Genomic DNA, 17686 nt, shown 5'->3' with positions numbered 1-17686 from the left:
AAAAAATATTCTGCATGATTGAGATCGGTAAATATAATAAGCTAAGAATCAACCGTAAAACAGACCATGGACTTTATTTGATAAGTGAATCTTTAGAGGAAGTCTTATTGCCTAATAAGTATATTCCAGAAGATTACAAAATAGACGACTATCTTGATGTTTTTGTATACCTGGATCATGAAGAAAGAAAAGTTGCCACAACACTCGAACCAAAAATAAAATTAGATGAATTTGGCTTCTTACAAGTTTCAGATGTAACCCCGGTGGGGGCTTTTATGGATTGGGGGCTCGAGAAGGAGTTAATGGTCCCATTTAAAGAACAAAGGCAAAAAATGCAACCGGGCAGATGGTATGTTGTTTATATGGACTTTGATGTAAAAACAAACAGATTATATGCATCTAATAAAATTGACAAGTACCTGCAAAATGCATTATTGACAGTTAATGAAGGAGAAGAGGTAGAATTACTGATATACCATATATCTGATATGGGCTATTCTGCAATTGTTAATGGTCAACACAGAGGCTTGATATATAAAGATGAAGTTTTCAGAAATATTAATGTCGGAGATAAAACTAAAGGATATATCAAAAAAATCAGGGAAGACAAAAAGATCGATCTAACCCTGCAGCCAATTGGATATCAAAATTTCAATGATAAAAATGCTGAGACCATTTACAATACCCTGATTAATAATGGTGGATTTTTACCTTTATCTGACAAAAGTAAACCTGAAGCAATCTACGATCAATTCGGAATAAGTAAGAAAGCATTTAAAAAAGCACTTGGTGATCTGTATAAAAACCGTAAAATAACGATTGAACCCGACGGGATTACTCTAAACAGATAATTCTTTCTAAAAAAAATCATAAAATAAATTTGAAATATCATTTGTAGGTGCAATATTCGTGACCGGAAGAAATAAGTATGCTGTATTGCTTATTTCTAACAATTATCGGTCACAACCTATACACCAAAATGAAAAGAACACTTATATTTCTTGGCATTTTTTTGTGCCTCGAAATTTTAGATGCTAACCCAAAACTAGATAGTATCTCAAACATTTTGGAGAACAAAACGCTTTCTATTGAAGAGAGAGCTGAAATATTAGTGCTATACGGTGAATTATTAAATGATACTGACCCCTCACTCGCACTGGATATTAACAAGAAAGCAATTGATATAAGTAGAAAATCAGGGAATGATATCTTTCTTACCAATTCTTTGAGAGGCCTGGGAATTTCTTATATTAATATCGGCTTGTATGAACAGGGAATTGACCAAACGATTAATTCCTTAAACCTGGCTCAGAAAATTGATTATTACGATGGAATAATTAAAGCATATAACAACATAGGAGTGGTTTATATGTATCTGAACCAATACGATGATGCTGAAAAGAATTATAAGAACCTCAAAAGATTTTTAAAAGAAGGCGACGTAGATAATTGGCGAAATTATTACATGAATCTGGGAGTTGTCTATTGGAAAAAAGAAAATTTCAAAAAGGCTCTGGAAGCATATAATGAAGCACTCGAAATATCATTAGATAAAGGAGATATGCGGGAATGTGCTATTATTTACCATAACCTGGGGACTTTGTATCTGGATAAAAATGAGTTTAAAAAATCACTTGATTATTATGACCGGGCATTAGCTTTAAATAAAAAACTAAAGAATGAAGTTCAGATACCGTCTATTTTAATCAGTATTGGAAAAGCTCATTATAATTCCGGAAATTTTTGTGTTGCAGAAGAATATATTTTAAAGGGAATAGAAATTGCCTCTGAAAAGAAAATGCTGCGAGTGGAAGAGATAGGATATAAATCACTCTATAAGCTTTATAAAGAAACCGAAAATTCGGAAAAAGCACTTTCTGCTCTTGAAAAACATTCTATTCTAAAAGACAGCCTTATTACCAGGGAAAATACTTTCAAAATCTCACAGCTAAAAAGTAATTATGCGTCCATTCAACGATCACATGAAAATGAGGTGCTCAAAAAGGAAGCTGAACTCCAGGAATCAGTAATACAAAACCAAGCCATCATAATTATTGCTACTTTATCCTGCCTTGTAATTCTGATTATTGCATCGATAATCCTAATGAGATTTAACAGGTTAAGAAAACAAGCAAATTTAGAATTGACCAAATCCAATCGTCAGATTCTTCAGCAGAAAGAACAGTTAGATGAACAGTCAAATAAACTAATTAAGGCTTACCAGGAAATATCATTAATGAATATTAATCTGGAAAAAGAGGTGTTGATGAGGACTGAAAAAGTTAAATCACAAAATAAAACAATCTTAAAATATTCATTCATGAATGCCCACAAAATAAGAGGGCCTCTTGCCAGGGTAATTGGTTTGGTGAACCTGATGAATGATAAGAATGAGAATAAGGATTATGATATAATTATTCCTATGCTTGTTAAAGAGGTGAAGGATCTGGAAATTGTAGTAAAAAGTATCAGGAATTTATTAGAGAAAGAAGAGTTAAAGGAGGTAGGCTAATTCAAAGTCAAAAATATAATTACTTTATGTTTTTTCATTAGTACTAGGTTACTTACGGAATGATTTTTGATGTGTTTTTAGTAAAACCTTCAATATGAAAAGACTTATTCTGTTATTAATTCCTGCAATGGTCTCGGTTGCATGCTTAGAAGATTCTATCTCGAAAGAAGAAGAAATCCAGCGTATTGAAAAAATATATCAGAAAATAGAAGAAATAGCTTACAGCGAAACTTGTACAGAATCTTCAAATTGGCTAATCACTCCGATAGGATCAAAGGCATGTGGTGGCCCAACCCACTATTTGCCGTATTCAGTAAAATCTGATACTTCTCTACTTCTTGAATTGGTAGATGACTATAAATCTGAACAAATAGAATTTAACAAAAAATACCGAGTATATTCAGACTGTTCAGTGCCTGCTAAACCTTCTGGTATAGTATGCATTGATGGAAAACCTGAATTTATTTATGAATGATCAAATAAAGATTAGTAAAAATTAAAGGTCCTCATAATATCTAATCTTGTAATTAATACTTCATAATATTTATCAATAAATCTGGAAGTCCTGGTAACCATAAGTCTTTTAAATTTTATGGTCGAACATTCAGTCTTCAAAAGACTGAAAATCAATATTAAAGCAATAACCTTTTCGAAAAAAACCTCTTGCTATTCATATTAATTATTCTTATATTAATTAGTAATATTCTAATATTAACTAATAATACCACACCAATGAAAATACTTACCACAATTACCACAGCATTTATATTTGTATACTTTCTTATGCCTTGTGATATCATGGCGCAGGAAGAAATGCAACCTAAAAAATTAGAAAACGCAACCTGGAAAGAAGTCGTATTCGTAGATTTCAAGCCTGGAAAAATGGGGAGAGCTCTGGAAATCATCAATGATTACTTTAGGAAAGCCGCGGATATGTCCGCAACCAGCTTCCCTGAAACAATGATCGAATTAAAAACCGGTCCCTGGGATATGATGGTGGTTTGGTCAATGAAGGACGGGCTAGATGAAATGAACTGGGAAGTAAGTCCTGACAATATAAAATGGAGAAAGGCTATGGAAAAAATAGCTAAGGATGAGGGCGCTTCTGCTAAAGCCATTTGGGAAGAATACCAAAGCCTTATTGCAAGGTCAAGCATGCAGCTAGGTATGTCAAGAAGTAATTAAAAAGATAATAAATATTAGAAATTCCTACCCGGTGAAGGTTTTCAACACCTTCACCTTTTTTTTATATCTGCCTTAATAAAGACTGGAAAATGATCGCTTATATAAAGATTATTATCCCTCCGATCATCTATTGTTAAGCTAGTATCAACATCAATCTTTCGAATAAAAATATGATCAATTCTTCTATTTAATGGCGATTCAATATTAAATCCATTATAGGTTCCGAATGGTCCATAAACAACCTTTGACTGTTGGAAGGAATCTGATAGAACTGAACTCAATATCTTCATAGGCTCATCCACCTTCTGGCTATTAAAATCGCCCATTACAATAACAGGTAAGTTATTTCTATTCACGCTATTTAGCACCTCTAAAATCAATTTAGAAGAATTGACCCTCGATAATTTATTCTCGTGATCATAATGAGCATTGAAAACCCAAAATTCCTCCCCTGACTCTTTGAATGTAAACAAAGCATATGTACAGATTCTTCGATAATTAGCTCCCCAGCCATAAGATGGAATCTTCATGTTCTCAGATAGCCAGAAGGTATTTTTACTATTAACATTGAATTTCGTAGAATCGTAGAATATTGCAGAAAACTCTCCTTCCTTCTGCCCATCATCTCTGCCTTTTCCAAAATAGGTATAATCAACAAGGGCAGAATCAATATATTCGAGCTGATGGAATAATCCCTCCTGGGTTCCAATAATGGCAGGATGGTAAAACTTTATCAATTCTACTAAAGATTCTTTTCTATCATCCCAGCTATTCAATTCGCTTGATGGGTTATCATACTTAATATTATAAGTCATGGCGGAAAAGCTCTGCCCAACAAGAGAATTGGAAATAACTAGTATTGAAAATATAAATACAGGTAGCCATCTCATATTTAAAAGGATAAATACACTCCTAAAGATACCCAATAATTATGAGAGGTTGTATTGTTAATAATTGATTCGATCCTGTAATCAAGCCCGGCTTCGGTTTTAAAATCCTCTGTAAATTTATAACCCACTAGTGGAACAATTCTAATTTCCAGATCGTATTCTCCTCCCTGCAAAACATTGAGATATTCATTATTAAATTTCAGGTAAAACTCCCTGGAGTCAACTTTAATTCCACTCAATGGTTTTTCAATGGTAAACCTGTATCGAAATCTAAATTCTGTATCTTCAACTTCACTAAAAGTCTGGTCTGTTGATATCCGGTGAGATCTGCGTGATGAGTAACCGGATTCTAAAAATGTGTATTGCTGAATTGATCGATGGAAAATTTCACCCATTTCAAATCGAATAAGATAACCTACAGCAATAACTTGTTGCAAGTCTGTTTTATAGCTTATTAATGTAGCTATATCATTCCGCTCATAAACGGGTAGATCATCAAACTCAGTGTTTATTTCACCTTGTGAATAAACCTGCCTACCCTCCCATTTCACATTTAATGTCCAGTTTCCTGATATTTTGTGATTAACATTGATGGAAGGTAATGTTCCGAATTGATAATCAGACTGAGAAAACAAGTATAAATTTGAACTTAATGAAATAAGAAATATAAAAAATGTTCTAGTATTCAAGATTATCGGTATTTCGGACAATTAATTTTTTAACTTGTAAAATATTTCCTTCATCATCAGCTAAAATTTCATATTTACTCCACTCTTTTTCTACTACAGATTTGATGATGATTTCATATTTCAATATACAACCATGATCTTCCGCCCCTTCCTTTAAAAGTTTTAGTAAACCGGCAGATTCCCCTGTGAATTGGGTTTGGATTTTCATTATTCCATATTTATCGAATTCTGTAGTGAGGTTCTCGTCCAGTATTTCCCATACCTCTTTTGGAATTTCTTTTTTTCTTGCAATGATTTCTATATCCTGAATTTCCCCTGACTCTGAAAACTCTACACTATATAATTTTCCATTATTCTTAAATTTTGCCTCGATAGATATACCATCCTCGCTTTCTTCCCGAAACCAGTTTATTTGGGAATTAACTTCACTTTCATTTATGAAATTTAATGCTTTATCAGGAACCTCATTTTCTCCTATTTTGTATTCTCTTTCGAATTTGACTTGTGAAAAGGAATCGTAATTTAATTGTACTAAAAAGACGAAAATAAATATCCTTAAAAATTTACCCACATAATATGGATTTCTATTTTTAGGATTTCCGGGAATCATCTGTACCTTTTTTGTTATCATCCTGATTTTTTCTATGAGTCTTTTGACCTTTTTCCTTGACTTCAATTTCAGAATTTTTTGTCGATTTATCCTCTGTTGAATCACTATTTTTAGTTACATCATCGATTTCCTCCTCGATGATCTGCCCTCTGTCTCCTAAAACGGGTTCATCTTCCCCAGTTTGTTCCTGATTTCTTTTCTTTTTAATTTTTGTGTTTTCTGATTTAACACCAGGTATTGTAGATTTATTCCCGTCTCTATTGGCCTGGTAATGTGGTGACATTATTTCGATATTATTTTCATTGAATACATCCTGAATATGGGCATGTAAAGCTGAATAAATAGCTGCCTGTTTATTGGGTTCTTTTGTATAAGCGTTTAATTGATAAGCAACATAAAAATCAGACAATTCCGTTTGAAATACATATGGCTCTGGATCTTTCAATAGTAATTCAGTCAGGCTTGCGGCCTCTTTTAAGGCTTTATACACTTTTTTCCATGGTACATCGTACCCAATCGTAACAGTAGTATAAATGATTAGCCCACTTTCTGAACCCAGCAAATTATAGTTTAAAATATTTCCGGAAAGAATTGTTGAATTGGGTATCGTGATCACCTCATTCTTTATTGAATTTATTCTGGTTACCAACAGGTTTTTCTCTATAATATCACCGGTAATAGATCCTATTCGTACGCGATCTCCCCGCTTAAATGGCCTCATATAAGTAATTACTATACCGGCGACCATATTGGAAATAGCATTCGTAGAACCAAGAGAAAATAAGACACCAACAAAAACTGAAACTCCTTGAAATATTTTAGAATCCGACCCCGGCAAATATGGAAAAACCAAGACTACAGTAAATGCGATCAATAAAAATTTAATTATTCCATAAGTTGGTTTTGCCCAATCAGGGTAAAAACCCGGTATTTTCAGTTTTTCTCTTCTGATTTCCTGAAAAATATATTTGATGAAGTTCAGGAAATATTTCATCACCACTAATATGGCAATTATTGTAAACATGTTAGGAAGAAAATTCCAGATAGAGTTAGCAATCGAAGAAAACGGTGACCACACCAGGTCAAACAGCTTATCAGCCCAACCTCTCGTAAAGGCAAATACACTAAAAATTAATGGTATGGAGATATAAAACGCCAGAATTATAAGAACCCATTTTCCTACTCCAATCAAAAATTTTATCAATCCGATTTCCTGATTTTTTGATAAAAAGGTGTAGTTTTTATACTGAAGGTCTCTTAACCAATTATCTTTATGTTTTTCAACCAGTTTAAATAAGCGATTACTACCTGAGTTGATAAGCTTTATTAATACCCATAATCCGATTAGGATTAATAGTACCTTTCCTGCTTTTAATAAATTTATAAAAAAGCTCTTTTCGCGATACGACTTCTCAAAATCCTTTTTTAGAGAATTTAGATAAAACAGGGATAACTGATCTAAGGTTAGTTGATAATAATTTGCTTCTTCATTAGTGGCTGTCAGCAAATGCTGATCCTGATAGTAAATTTCAATTTCATTTCCTGTATTAATAATTTTTAATGAATCTGGTGAAAATGTATCATCATTGAAAAGTTCCTTTAATTTCAAATTCAGATTTTCAGCTCTTTGAGGTATACTTAAAGTTCCTATTGGCTGGAACAAATAAAATAGGGTATCACCTGATACACCAATTACTGGCTCTCCATCTTCTATTTCCACTTCTTTAATAGGATCTGGAATTACCTGATTTTCATTTTCACTAACCTTTTCCTGAATGGTATCTGAATTGAGCGTCGAAATTCTATCAAGGATGATTATTTCCATCAATGAATCTTCGAGTTTTCGTTGCTTTATCTTATTCAGCTCTTTCTCATATAATTTAAGTAATGCGGTTTTGGTAGAATCAGAAAATTGCTGATCCCGGGTTTCCTGGGAGAAGATTTTCCCTGGTATAAATAGGATAATCAATATTATAAAAAATCGAATACTCATTTTTGTATAAAAAAGGATCTATCTCTAGAATAAGATAGATCCCTTTAAAATATGCTTTCTTTTAGTTATTTGCCCAATCAGCCCAATTTGAACAATGACCGGCATTATCAGTTCTGAGAATATCTGTTTGAACTCCTGAGTATGTTGCATTCATCACTGCTCGTGGAGCAAAATGCACCTTACCTGTACCATTGTCTAAGAAGGCTTTCCCAAAGTGTGCCTGGCTTAAACCATGGCCCGCTTCATGTAAGGCTACAGTTTCTACATCGATGTTTCCTCCATCAAACCATGGGAAATTATCGTTGTAGTAAATTTCCCTGAATGCCACATCATTCTTTCCATTATTATCAATATCAGTTGGACCGTTTTCATCCACAAATATTATCGTAAAAGTGACTCCCAAAATGCCATTGGCACCTCCGGGTCTGAGAAAATTAAAGAAATCAGGGCCCATCCAGCCACAATGAACTACATCTCCGAAGTAATCCAAACTTCCACCAAATCCAAAGAGTGCCGAAATAAAACCAGTATTTGCCATTGAGTTAGAAGGCACCTTGAAAACATTCAAATCGCTACAACGCACGTTGTCCCAGGTATTCATTGCCCTGTCAATTGCTTCACTTGTTGTACTAACATCCAAATCAGCAGATGGCCTGTTTTCATCAATATAGTACGAAATGTCATTTGTACCATCAATACTGGTACCGGGTACAAAATCAGCATCTAGTTGCTTATTTCCTGTATCCATAAAGAATACAGTATTTCCCATCTCACCATTTTCTCCGATTGTGAGATATTCTGCTTTATAAAGCGCAAACTGTAAACCTTCTATATCCGAAGCTGATCTCGCATTGATTCCCAGCGCTTCCAGATCTTTAAATTCTGGTTGAACTTCTATTTGAACTAGAGAGGATTGCTCATTACTCTCACAGGCCATTATCAATCCTATTGATAACAGGACAAACAATTGTGGTATTCTCTTCATGTCAATTTGATTTATATGATTTTTTGAATATTTAATATAATATATCAAATTAAAATCACATTATAATCAGCTTTAATGATATTTTTTTAGCATACATTTAAAGGTTTTTAGACAACGGTCTCCGGTATATGATTTACATTTAAGAGAAAAAAACCGAAGAGGTTACCCCTTCGGTTTAAGCTTTATATCTATAAAAGATAATGATATTCCTACCTCGTTTCTTTAGCCTCGTGTTCAGGAACACCTAAATCTTTATTTTCGAGTTCGGTCATAACATATTCTATGGCTTTCTGAAGCTGAACATCATTTCCTTGCGCTAACTCAGAAGGGTTTTCAGGAACTTTAATATCAGGTTCAACCCCATGTCCTTCTTTAAACCATGTTCCATCAGGATTATACATTCTAAAAGTCGGGACAGTAACTCGACCACCATCAATAAGAGCTGGTGCACCAGTGATTCCGATTAAACCTCCCCATGTTCTGGATCCGATTAGTGGCCCTAATCCTGCTTTTCTAAAGTAATCGGGGAAAGCATCTCCACCGGAACCACTCCATCCATTAATTAGCATTGCTTTTGGTCCAAAATGACCTACCGGAGGCCATTGCCAGTTCTCTCCATCTCTTACATCCCAGTAAGCAAAAGGCTTTCTGTTTAATAATTCAATGAATCGATCAGGTATCTGACCACCACTATTAAATCGTTCATCAATTATTAACCCATCAAGATTCCATTGCCCTGCAAACTGCCTCACCAGTTCTGCCTGTCCATCTAACCCTGTACTACGCACATAGATATATCCTACTCTTCCGTTCGTTGCCTCCTCAACTTGTTTTCTATTTGTTTCTATCCATGCTAGATGCCTCAATCGAGCATCCTCATTTCTACTAAATGTTTTAACAAGTTCTTTTCTGGCACCTTCCATAGAAGGCTTATCATTAACTGTTAATTGAACTGTTTTTCCATTAAGACCATAAAAGGCACTATACGGTTCCTTATCAGCTGTTAAAGGAACTCCATTTACTGCCAAAATATAATCACCTTCTTTAATGTTTACTCCTGGCATAGCCACTGGAGCTATAGCCTCCGCATCCCATGGTGCTCCTTTTATAATTTCTGATACTTTATAATATCCGTTATCAGCTTTCCAGTCTACACCCAGATAACCAACTTGGGTCCACTCATTATTTTCAGTGTCTCCCCCTCCACGATAAGTATGAGAAGCATTGAGTTCGCCAATCATCTCTCCTATTATGTAATTTAAGTCGCGCCTGGTATTTGCCTGTTGAACAAGATTACTGTAATAATCTTTTACTGCCTGCCAATCAACACCATGCATATTTTCATCATAAAAATAGTCTCTCTGGAATCTCCATGCATCCATGAATATCTGATTCCATTCCTTTTTAGGATCTACCCTGGATTCCATTTCACCCAAAGGTAATTTATCTTCTATATTCTGGCCGGGCTCCGCTTTTATAACAGCAAGGTCATTACCCTGGAGAACAAGGATTTTCTTACCATCTGCTGACATTCTAAATCCATTTGCTTTTCCAAAGACTTCCTTAGATTCGTTTTCTTTTGGATCGTAAATTTTTATAGGAGCAGGACCACGGGCTCCGGTTCTGTCATGATAGATAAGTTTATCTTTAATAGCATAAAGATCTCCATAATTACCCGGTTCTAAAGGCATTAAAACTATTCTACTCTCTATATCTGCAAAATCAATATTTACTTCTTTCTCCATTTCTTTTTCGGTATCAGAATCACCATTTTTCTTTTTCTTTTTCTTGCTTTCTTCCTCTTTTTCTTCTGATTTCTTGATCTCTACCTCATCGTTTTCTGGTTCAAAAGGTATTTTAGTGCTCTTTTCAAGAGGAAGAACCGCTAATTGGGCAGATTTTGAATAAATAAAACTCCAATCAAAATCACTGTAAGTAGGATTCATTGCCCGGTTTGTAAAGAAATATAAGTATTTTCCATCAGGGTCAAACGTCGGTGAATAATCACTATAGAACTGGCTGGTCACTCTTTTTCTTTCACCATTTTCAAGATCATAAATAAAAATAGAGTTATTTCGATTGGGTTCACCTCTGGAGTATACCATCCAACGACTGTCAGGAGACCATGATACTGAAAAATTATTCAAAGCACCCTGATACATCCATAGACCTTCGTCAATTTTTGTTGTTTGATTGTTATCAGTATTGAATACATTAATTGCCATTGCCTGGTCTACAAATGCAAGTTTCTTACTATCCGGAGACCAATACAATTGATATCGAAATCCCTCATCATAATTTGTTAATCGAGTTTTATTTCCTGACTCAACATCCATCACGTGAAGATTATATTCACCATTTTCATCACTCCAATAGGCTATCTTTTTACCATCAGGCGACCAGGCAGGGAATCGTTCTGCAGATCCGGAAGTATTGGTGAGATTGATCACCGGCCCCTTACTTGCTGGTACAGAGAAAAGATCTCCCCGAGCTTCAATTACTGCACGTTTTCCATCATGAGAAAGCCATGCATTTTGCATTTGTTTGTGGGTCTTTACAGTTTTGGGTAAAAGGTTTGATCGATCTGAAATGATATTAATATTGACCGGTTTGATTGAGCCGTCAGATAAGCTATAAAGGTGTAATTTTCCATCCGCCTCAAAAACTATTTCCTCTGGTCCGATCGATGGAGTATGGACATCAAAATCTTCGAACTCTGTCAATTGTGTTGATTCGTCAGAATCTAAATCATAAACCCAGAGATTATATCTTTTTTCTGGTCCGCGATCAGATAAAAAATAGACTTTATTTCCTGACCACATTGGCAATTCTTCATTTGCATCACTTTGAGCAATATTTTTATGTGACATATCGCTCAGATCGAAAATCGTAATATCGGGAGCCATACCTCCTCTATAGCGTTTCCAGGTTCTGTTCAATCTCGATTTGTCTGTATAAGCTAATTTCTGACCATTCGGAGAAAAGGAAGCCATTTCTCCATACGGAACTGGTAATTTTTCAGCCTCACCTCCATTCTTATCTATTAAATAAAACTGGTTATACCTCTGCCTGCCACTTTCACGAGCAGATGCAAAAAGAACTTTATTTCCATCAGGATGCCAGTCCAGCATTCGGTCTCCAGAACCGTGATATGTTAACCTGTCAGGCACACCACCCATTGTCGGTATAACATATATATCAGCACTTCCTTCATAATTACCGCTAAAGGCTATATGATTTCCATCAGGAGAAAACTTCGGAAAAATCTCAATCCCCTGTGCTGTTGTAAGCCTGTTGGCCGTTCCTCCTTCTTTAGGAACTATCCAAATGTCATTTGCATAAGCAAAAGTAATGTGACTGGATGAAACATCCGGGAAATAAAAAAGTCTGGCATCCACCTGACTATAAACATTTAAACAATATAAAATACCTGTAAGGAAAGGTATAATTCTAAAATAATTTTTCATGGTATATCGGTTTGACGGATTAATTCAATAAAATCGGGTAATTACTTAAAAAAACCCATTTTAATATCGGTAAATTCCACTAGAAAATGAAAAATTATATTAGTAAAATTAATTGTTAAAATTCAGTTAAAAGGTACTGAATAATTAAACCAGGTGTGGAAAACAGATTTAAATTCGGATCAATAGGGATGAAAATTTATATGACCCGGATAACCTTTGTATTAAAATTGATGCGACCCGCGAATCCGTTTAATAGAGTTATTTAAAATTACTCCTTTACAAAAGGAATTTTAGTTAATTTATTATCAGATAGTCCTCATTACTATTGTTTGCTGCCTTATTAACGTTTGCTGCCTTATTAGAATTTTCCTCAATTAAGGATACAATTTCATCTGAAGACTCCTCTACTACTTTAGAAATCTCAGGAATTGACATTTCCTGTATTTCATATAAATAGCTTATTACTGATTTTTTAGGATCTTCATTTCTAAACTCTTTTAATGAACACTTTTGATATTCTATTCTCTCATTAAAATTGGCTACCTCTTTTGCAGCTTTATCGAATAACCAAACAACTAAATTAGAAATATTCTGGTTTTCCAGCATAGATCTAAGTAATGCTAACCAGACTTCCTGAATTATATCCTCTGCAAGATCTTTATCTTTAACCTTAAATAAAATAAAGTTATGAAGTGGTTTGTGGTAATGTTTCCAAATAAGACTTTGTTTCATGCTCCCTCAATAGATCTAATTGCGCATTGGTTTTCAAATGGCTGCAATTATAAATAGTGACAGCCTAATTATCCAGCCTTCTGCGTGTTTATTATTTATTAATTTATGGAACTCTTTTTTGACTCTCTGATAGTTAGGCGCTTATAGAAATCATCAATTAACTGGTCCCTAATTGATAAATTTGAAGCGACGGATTTCATGATATTTGAGTCCATCAAATTTTCACTACTCCCTAAAATAGCACTTAAAATACAATTATAAAAGTGGGGATTTTTGAATATTGATTTACTACAAAATCAAAAATGAAACCCATTTAAATTATTCCCGAATTATTTAATTTAATGATACTAATAGAACTATCAATCCATATAAAATAACCATTAATGGTAACGTGCTACACCAATACCAACTCTCAATATTATTCTTCGAAAAATACAATTATAAAATCGAAACCTCACTTCAATAATTGATTATAATAATACCCCATTTCGTCATTGAAAAAATTTTTCATTCTTATAATCTTTGCTTCGAACTGCTTTTTCACGATTTTTCATGAGGTATTTATTTTCCCCTAAAATTATTGCTCTAAATCCAAGGAGATGAAAAAATCTCTTTGCAAAAAATTTTGCTATGGTAGTATTTACTTCTAAAGTATCCTTTTCTTTATTATGCCACTTCACACCAGGTAACACCGGAAGAATCTTATCTACTTTCAAGGTTCTTAATTTTTCAGATAATTTTAGAAAAAATGGAGATACCTTCCGGATAAGAAAAAAACCATCATCACCCTGATTTTGATATAAAGGCATAAATATGCGTGCATTTTCTTCTGCTTTTATACGCTCCCCGTTATATTTAGCCAAAATAGTCCCTTGCTTTATTTTCTGAAAATTTACAAACCCGGGCTTCATTTTAAATTTAGAATTATCAAAGACCTGGAATCTGTAAAAAATCTCAAATATTTCATGTGAATCAAAAGAAGTTTTTGCAAGTTGATCGTAATATTTGTAATAATTAAACGATTTTCTTTTGATCATGCCAGCATGGACCAGAGCTAACAAAATAAAAGCTTTATGGTTATCTACCGATGATTTATCACCATGACTCCCACCTTCAAACCCGAAGGCCACATACCCTAATTCATTTATATAGCTTAACAATGGGCCTTCAAGATATTCTTCAATTCCCAGGATCATAGGAACAGGGAATAATTCAGCGAATTTCCTATTTGCTAAACAGTCATTAACAGTCAAAAATGGATTAGTTTCACTAGAGGTAGTATGAAGATCAAAAAAATAAAAAGGACCGTTGTCCTCATTTAAAATTTTTCTTATTTCAGTAAGTATCTCCTTTTGCTCAATAATATCCTGAGCCGGTTCCTTTTGGACATCGTTAAGTAAGCTTTCAATCTTTTTTTTGGTCCAAAGTCGGTTTAAATCATACTTTTCGTACCGATGCCCTTTACCGAGGGCTTTTAGGTTACCACTAATGCCATAAATGTTTCCTCTGACCTTTATTTTATTCCTGGAGATCTCCTCAATCACTTCTCTAATAGCAAATACACCTGAAGGCTCATTTCCATGTATACCACCTGTAAATATCATGCTGGGGCCTTCCTTTTTGCCCTCGATTTTACCGATCAGTCTTCCTACCTTGATCTTATGTCCCCTAAATTGATCAGTTAATTCCACCATATTGCATCGACTTAAGGTCATTTTCTGTGATTATTCCTACCATCTGATTTTTCTCTACCACTGGAAGGCATGTCAGGTGATGATTTTTAAGAATATCGACTACTTCTTTAATTGATTGATGGATATCTACAGTTTGAAAATCCTTTTCCATAATCTCCCCGACATTATATTTTGAAATATCAAGCAAGCCATTTTTGACTTTGCTGAGAAACCCTTCGCCTAATATACCAACCAGATCTCCTTTTAAGTCCTCTACAGGCAAATGATGGATATCGTTCCATTCCATAATTTTAAATGCAAATTCAGCAGGATCATCCACATTAACAGTAAATAAATGTGTAGACATAATGTGCCCGGCAAACTTGGCAGATTCATGGATATCAGTAATTGGTTTGGAAGTCTTCCATTCATGAACAGGTTTTCCTTTTTGCTGATGCTTGTACATCGACTTCGTCAATGCCATCAAGGCATCATCACTTTTCAAATTCTTCTTTAACTCTCGGAAATTTTTGATGATCCACTGAGCAGACGATTTTCCGCAGGTCCGTTGTTCAATGATGCCAAGATATTTTTCTATATCACTTTTATCCACGTTCATTTTTCTCAGCCCCTCATAGGCCAGAGGTAAAAATTCTTTGGCTATCAATTGCCTTACTGAACTGTAATCTCCCTCCCATCTCATAACAGACTCTTTACCTGTACGTGCTGCACGGATAAAATTACTCTTAGCATCTCTGAAGTCCATTTTTCCTTCCATATCATTATATTTTGTCGGACGCCCTTTCATCAAACCGGCCCAAAAAGCAAAATTCGCAACTTCATCAATTACAGTTGGACCTGAAGGAATATATCTGTTTTCAATTCTCAAATGTGGTTTTCCCCCTCCCACTCCATAACAAGGTCTATTCCATGGATAGATTGTGCCATTGTGCAAACTCAAGGCTTCAAGTTTCGGAATCTCAGAAATATTTCTTTTCATTTTATCATAAATATTCTCTTCGAGTTCTTTAGTGAGAAGCACTTTGTATTTAGAAATATTCTTTTTAAAAATATCTGTAACTGTACCAGTTGCCCATTCATCTCCAAAGGAAACTCTTGGTTCCTGATCCTTCAATGCATAGGAGCTGATTCTGGTATCAACACTTTGCATAAATAATGCGATCCTTGTTTCAAACCATAACTCTCTTCCCAATAGCAAAGGTGAATTAGCACATATACCCAATACCGGTCCGGAGATAGCTTGTGACCAGTTATAAGCGGAAACAAAGTCATCTGAGGAAACCTGTAAATGCATCTGAAAACTTGTATTACATGCCTCAAATAATACTGAATCATGAATAAAAGTAAGTTCATCAACACCCATCATGTGAAAACTAAAATCTGTCCCTCTAATGGCTTTTACTACCTCATTGAGCAGAAAGTAACGTGGAATGGGAGTCATGTAGTCAAGCTGGAGTTCTTTTCTACTGATTGTCGGCAAAATCCCTGTTAATAACACTTTACTGTCATGTTTCTTGGACGCCTTTTTAGCCTTTTCTAAAAAACTGGATAAAGTAGTTTCCAAGACTGAAAAACAATCTTTTTCAAAAAGTAAAGGATCGAGATTGATTTCAAGATTATACTTTGCCAGTTCAGTTGTAAAATGGCTGTCATTAATTTCGTTAAGAACCTCAAGGGAATTATCTGCCGGTTTCCAGTTTTTATTTATTAAACAAAATTCCTGTTCAGCACCTATCCTGACAACATCATCTTCGAAACTTTTATTTTGTATGAGTTCATCGAGGATCTGAATATCTTCCAGCAACCTCTTGATATACTTAGCTCTTAATTGACCATCAGATATGGATTTCACTGTATGTTCTCCCATAAGTAAAGCATTATTTATCCTTACTTAATGTAATGCCTGAGATGATATAACCACAAAACAAACATCAGTCAGCATTATGATTTTTAACAAAAAATCCTTTCTTTTGAATCAAAATTTATCAACTATATTTCTTTAAGAGATGCGAGTCTACTCCATGATTTACATGATATTTTTATCATTTCTTGCTTTAAACCTGGCTGGTCAGGAAAAGATAGAATTCGACTCGACAGAAACTGTTTATGTATCCACTAAAGACAAAGCCGTTTATAAAGGAAGAATAACTAATCAATCAGATGAGAGGATTTCACTTCAGACAGAGAAATTTGGTCAATTAAAAATTAATAGAGATGACATTCGAGAAATTGAACATGACAACGGACAGTCAATAAAAAACGGGAAAATCTGGCATGAACATATATATGCTTCTCAATATATACTAACCGGAAATGCAATTCCTCTTAAAAAAGGTCAGGGATATTACAACAATATCTGGATATTCTCAAATAGTTTGGCTTATGGGATTACAGATAACTTTTCTATAGGCACAGGTATACTACCTATAATTGATTTTCAAAATGGAATTGCTCTTCCATTTTGGTTTTCTGCTAAATACAGTTTTCCTAATAAAGGAAAAAACATTTATTTTTCTATAGGAGCTACAGGTCTGAAATTATTCAATGTAGACATGCCTGTTCTTGGCGCATTATATGGTGCCACAACTTTTGGCGATAAAAATTTAAATCTAACCTTAGGTTTAGGAGTTCCCTATCAGCAAGGATATGGCTTGGTAAAATATCCACTCGGTAAGATCAGCGGTGCTGTTCGTATTTCAAAATCTACCTATTTTACCGTAGAAGGTTTTATTGCGGGAATTAATCCCATAGAAAACCAGGAATTTGGTGAGGGCATGCTTTTAACTATTGGCGGTAAGACCGGGTCGAAAAACATTAGTTTTAACTATGGAGCTATTCTGGCTATGGACTTTGCCTATCCAAGTTTTATTGTGGGAGTTCCTATTCTTGGAGTAACAATCCCTTTTGGTAATAAATAATCTGTTTTTAA

At 34.4% G+C, this 17686-nt stretch carries 14 protein-coding genes; 5 read left to right on the top strand and 9 right to left on the bottom strand.

From position 1 onward, the window contains the following. Window positions 1-14 precede the first annotated feature (14 nt). The 4 genes from DCC35_RS06605 to DCC35_RS06590 all read left to right on the top strand — a co-directional run bounded on the left by DCC35_RS06605 (window position 15) and on the right by DCC35_RS06590 (window position 3697). Window positions 15-851 (top strand): CvfB family protein, encoded by an 837-nt coding sequence (locus DCC35_RS06605; RefSeq protein ID WP_137090035.1) that lies wholly within the window; start codon window positions 15-17, stop codon window positions 849-851. Window positions 852-979: 128 nt separating this feature from the next. Further along, window positions 980-2512 (top strand): tetratricopeptide repeat protein, encoded by a 1533-nt coding sequence (locus DCC35_RS06600; protein WP_175402747.1) that lies wholly within the window; start codon window positions 980-982, stop codon window positions 2510-2512. 94 nt (window positions 2513-2606) lie between these two features. After that, complete coding sequence (locus tag DCC35_RS06595) at window positions 2607-2987, top strand: hypothetical protein (RefSeq protein ID WP_137090033.1); 381 nt, start codon at window positions 2607-2609, stop codon at window positions 2985-2987. A gap of 257 nt (window positions 2988-3244) precedes the next feature. Next, entirely contained in the window at window positions 3245-3697 is a 453-nt protein-coding gene (locus tag DCC35_RS06590) for a hypothetical protein (protein WP_137090032.1), read from the top strand. Between the two features lie 50 nt (window positions 3698-3747). Here the strand turns inward: DCC35_RS06590 and DCC35_RS06585 are convergent, their stop codons facing one another. The 9 genes from DCC35_RS06585 to DCC35_RS06545 all read right to left on the bottom strand — a co-directional run bounded on the left by DCC35_RS06585 (window position 3748) and on the right by DCC35_RS06545 (window position 16624). Beyond that, window positions 3748-4587 (bottom strand): endonuclease/exonuclease/phosphatase family protein, encoded by an 840-nt coding sequence (locus tag DCC35_RS06585; RefSeq protein WP_217495929.1) that lies wholly within the window; start codon window positions 4585-4587, stop codon window positions 3748-3750. 2 nt (window positions 4588-4589) lie between these two features. Next, complete coding sequence (locus tag DCC35_RS06580; protein WP_175402746.1) at window positions 4590-5276, bottom strand: DUF2490 domain-containing protein; 687 nt, start codon at window positions 5274-5276, stop codon at window positions 4590-4592. Next, window positions 5266-5907, bottom strand: coding sequence for a hypothetical protein (locus DCC35_RS06575; protein ID WP_137090030.1), 642 nt, complete (start codon window positions 5905-5907; stop codon window positions 5266-5268). Before DCC35_RS06575 ends, DCC35_RS06580 begins: the two co-directional genes overlap by 11 nt. Then, entirely contained in the window at window positions 5867-7879 is a 2013-nt protein-coding gene (locus DCC35_RS06570; protein WP_137090029.1) for a mechanosensitive ion channel family protein, read from the bottom strand. Before DCC35_RS06570 ends, DCC35_RS06575 begins: the two co-directional genes overlap by 41 nt. A gap of 61 nt (window positions 7880-7940) precedes the next feature. After that, on the bottom strand, window positions 7941-8864 hold the full coding sequence (locus DCC35_RS06565) for a hypothetical protein (protein ID WP_137090028.1): 924 nt from the start codon (window positions 8862-8864) through the stop codon (window positions 7941-7943). Window positions 8865-9073: 209 nt separating this feature from the next. Then, on the bottom strand, window positions 9074-12331 hold the full coding sequence (locus DCC35_RS06560; protein ID WP_137090027.1) for a S41 family peptidase: 3258 nt from the start codon (window positions 12329-12331) through the stop codon (window positions 9074-9076). Window positions 12332-12625: 294 nt separating this feature from the next. Beyond that, the gene (locus DCC35_RS06555; RefSeq protein ID WP_137090026.1) at window positions 12626-13063 is read right to left on the bottom strand and encodes a hypothetical protein; all 438 of its coding nucleotides are present in this window, start codon (window positions 13061-13063) and stop codon (window positions 12626-12628) included. Between the two features lie 491 nt (window positions 13064-13554). After that, complete coding sequence (locus DCC35_RS06550; protein WP_175402745.1) at window positions 13555-14757, bottom strand: succinylglutamate desuccinylase/aspartoacylase family protein; 1203 nt, start codon at window positions 14755-14757, stop codon at window positions 13555-13557. Then, on the bottom strand, window positions 14741-16624 hold the full coding sequence (locus DCC35_RS06545) for a CBS domain-containing protein (RefSeq protein WP_137090024.1): 1884 nt from the start codon (window positions 16622-16624) through the stop codon (window positions 14741-14743). The genes DCC35_RS06550 and DCC35_RS06545 overlap by 17 nt, the downstream gene beginning before the upstream one ends. Before the next feature lie 163 nt (window positions 16625-16787). Here DCC35_RS06545 and DCC35_RS06540 point away from each other — a divergent pair, with 163 nt between their 5' ends. Next, window positions 16788-17675: a hypothetical protein gene (locus tag DCC35_RS06540; protein WP_137090023.1), complete on the top strand. Its 888-nt coding sequence runs from the start codon at window positions 16788-16790 to the stop codon at window positions 17673-17675. Window positions 17676-17686: the final 11 nt, after the last annotated feature.

It is taken from the genome of Mangrovivirga cuniculi (genome assembly GCF_005166025.1).
Taxonomy (GTDB): Bacteria; Bacteroidota; Bacteroidia; order Cytophagales; family Cyclobacteriaceae; genus Mangrovivirga; species Mangrovivirga cuniculi.
The sequence above is the reverse complement of the archived record's forward strand: the minus strand, read 5'-3'. Positions and strand labels throughout refer to the sequence as shown.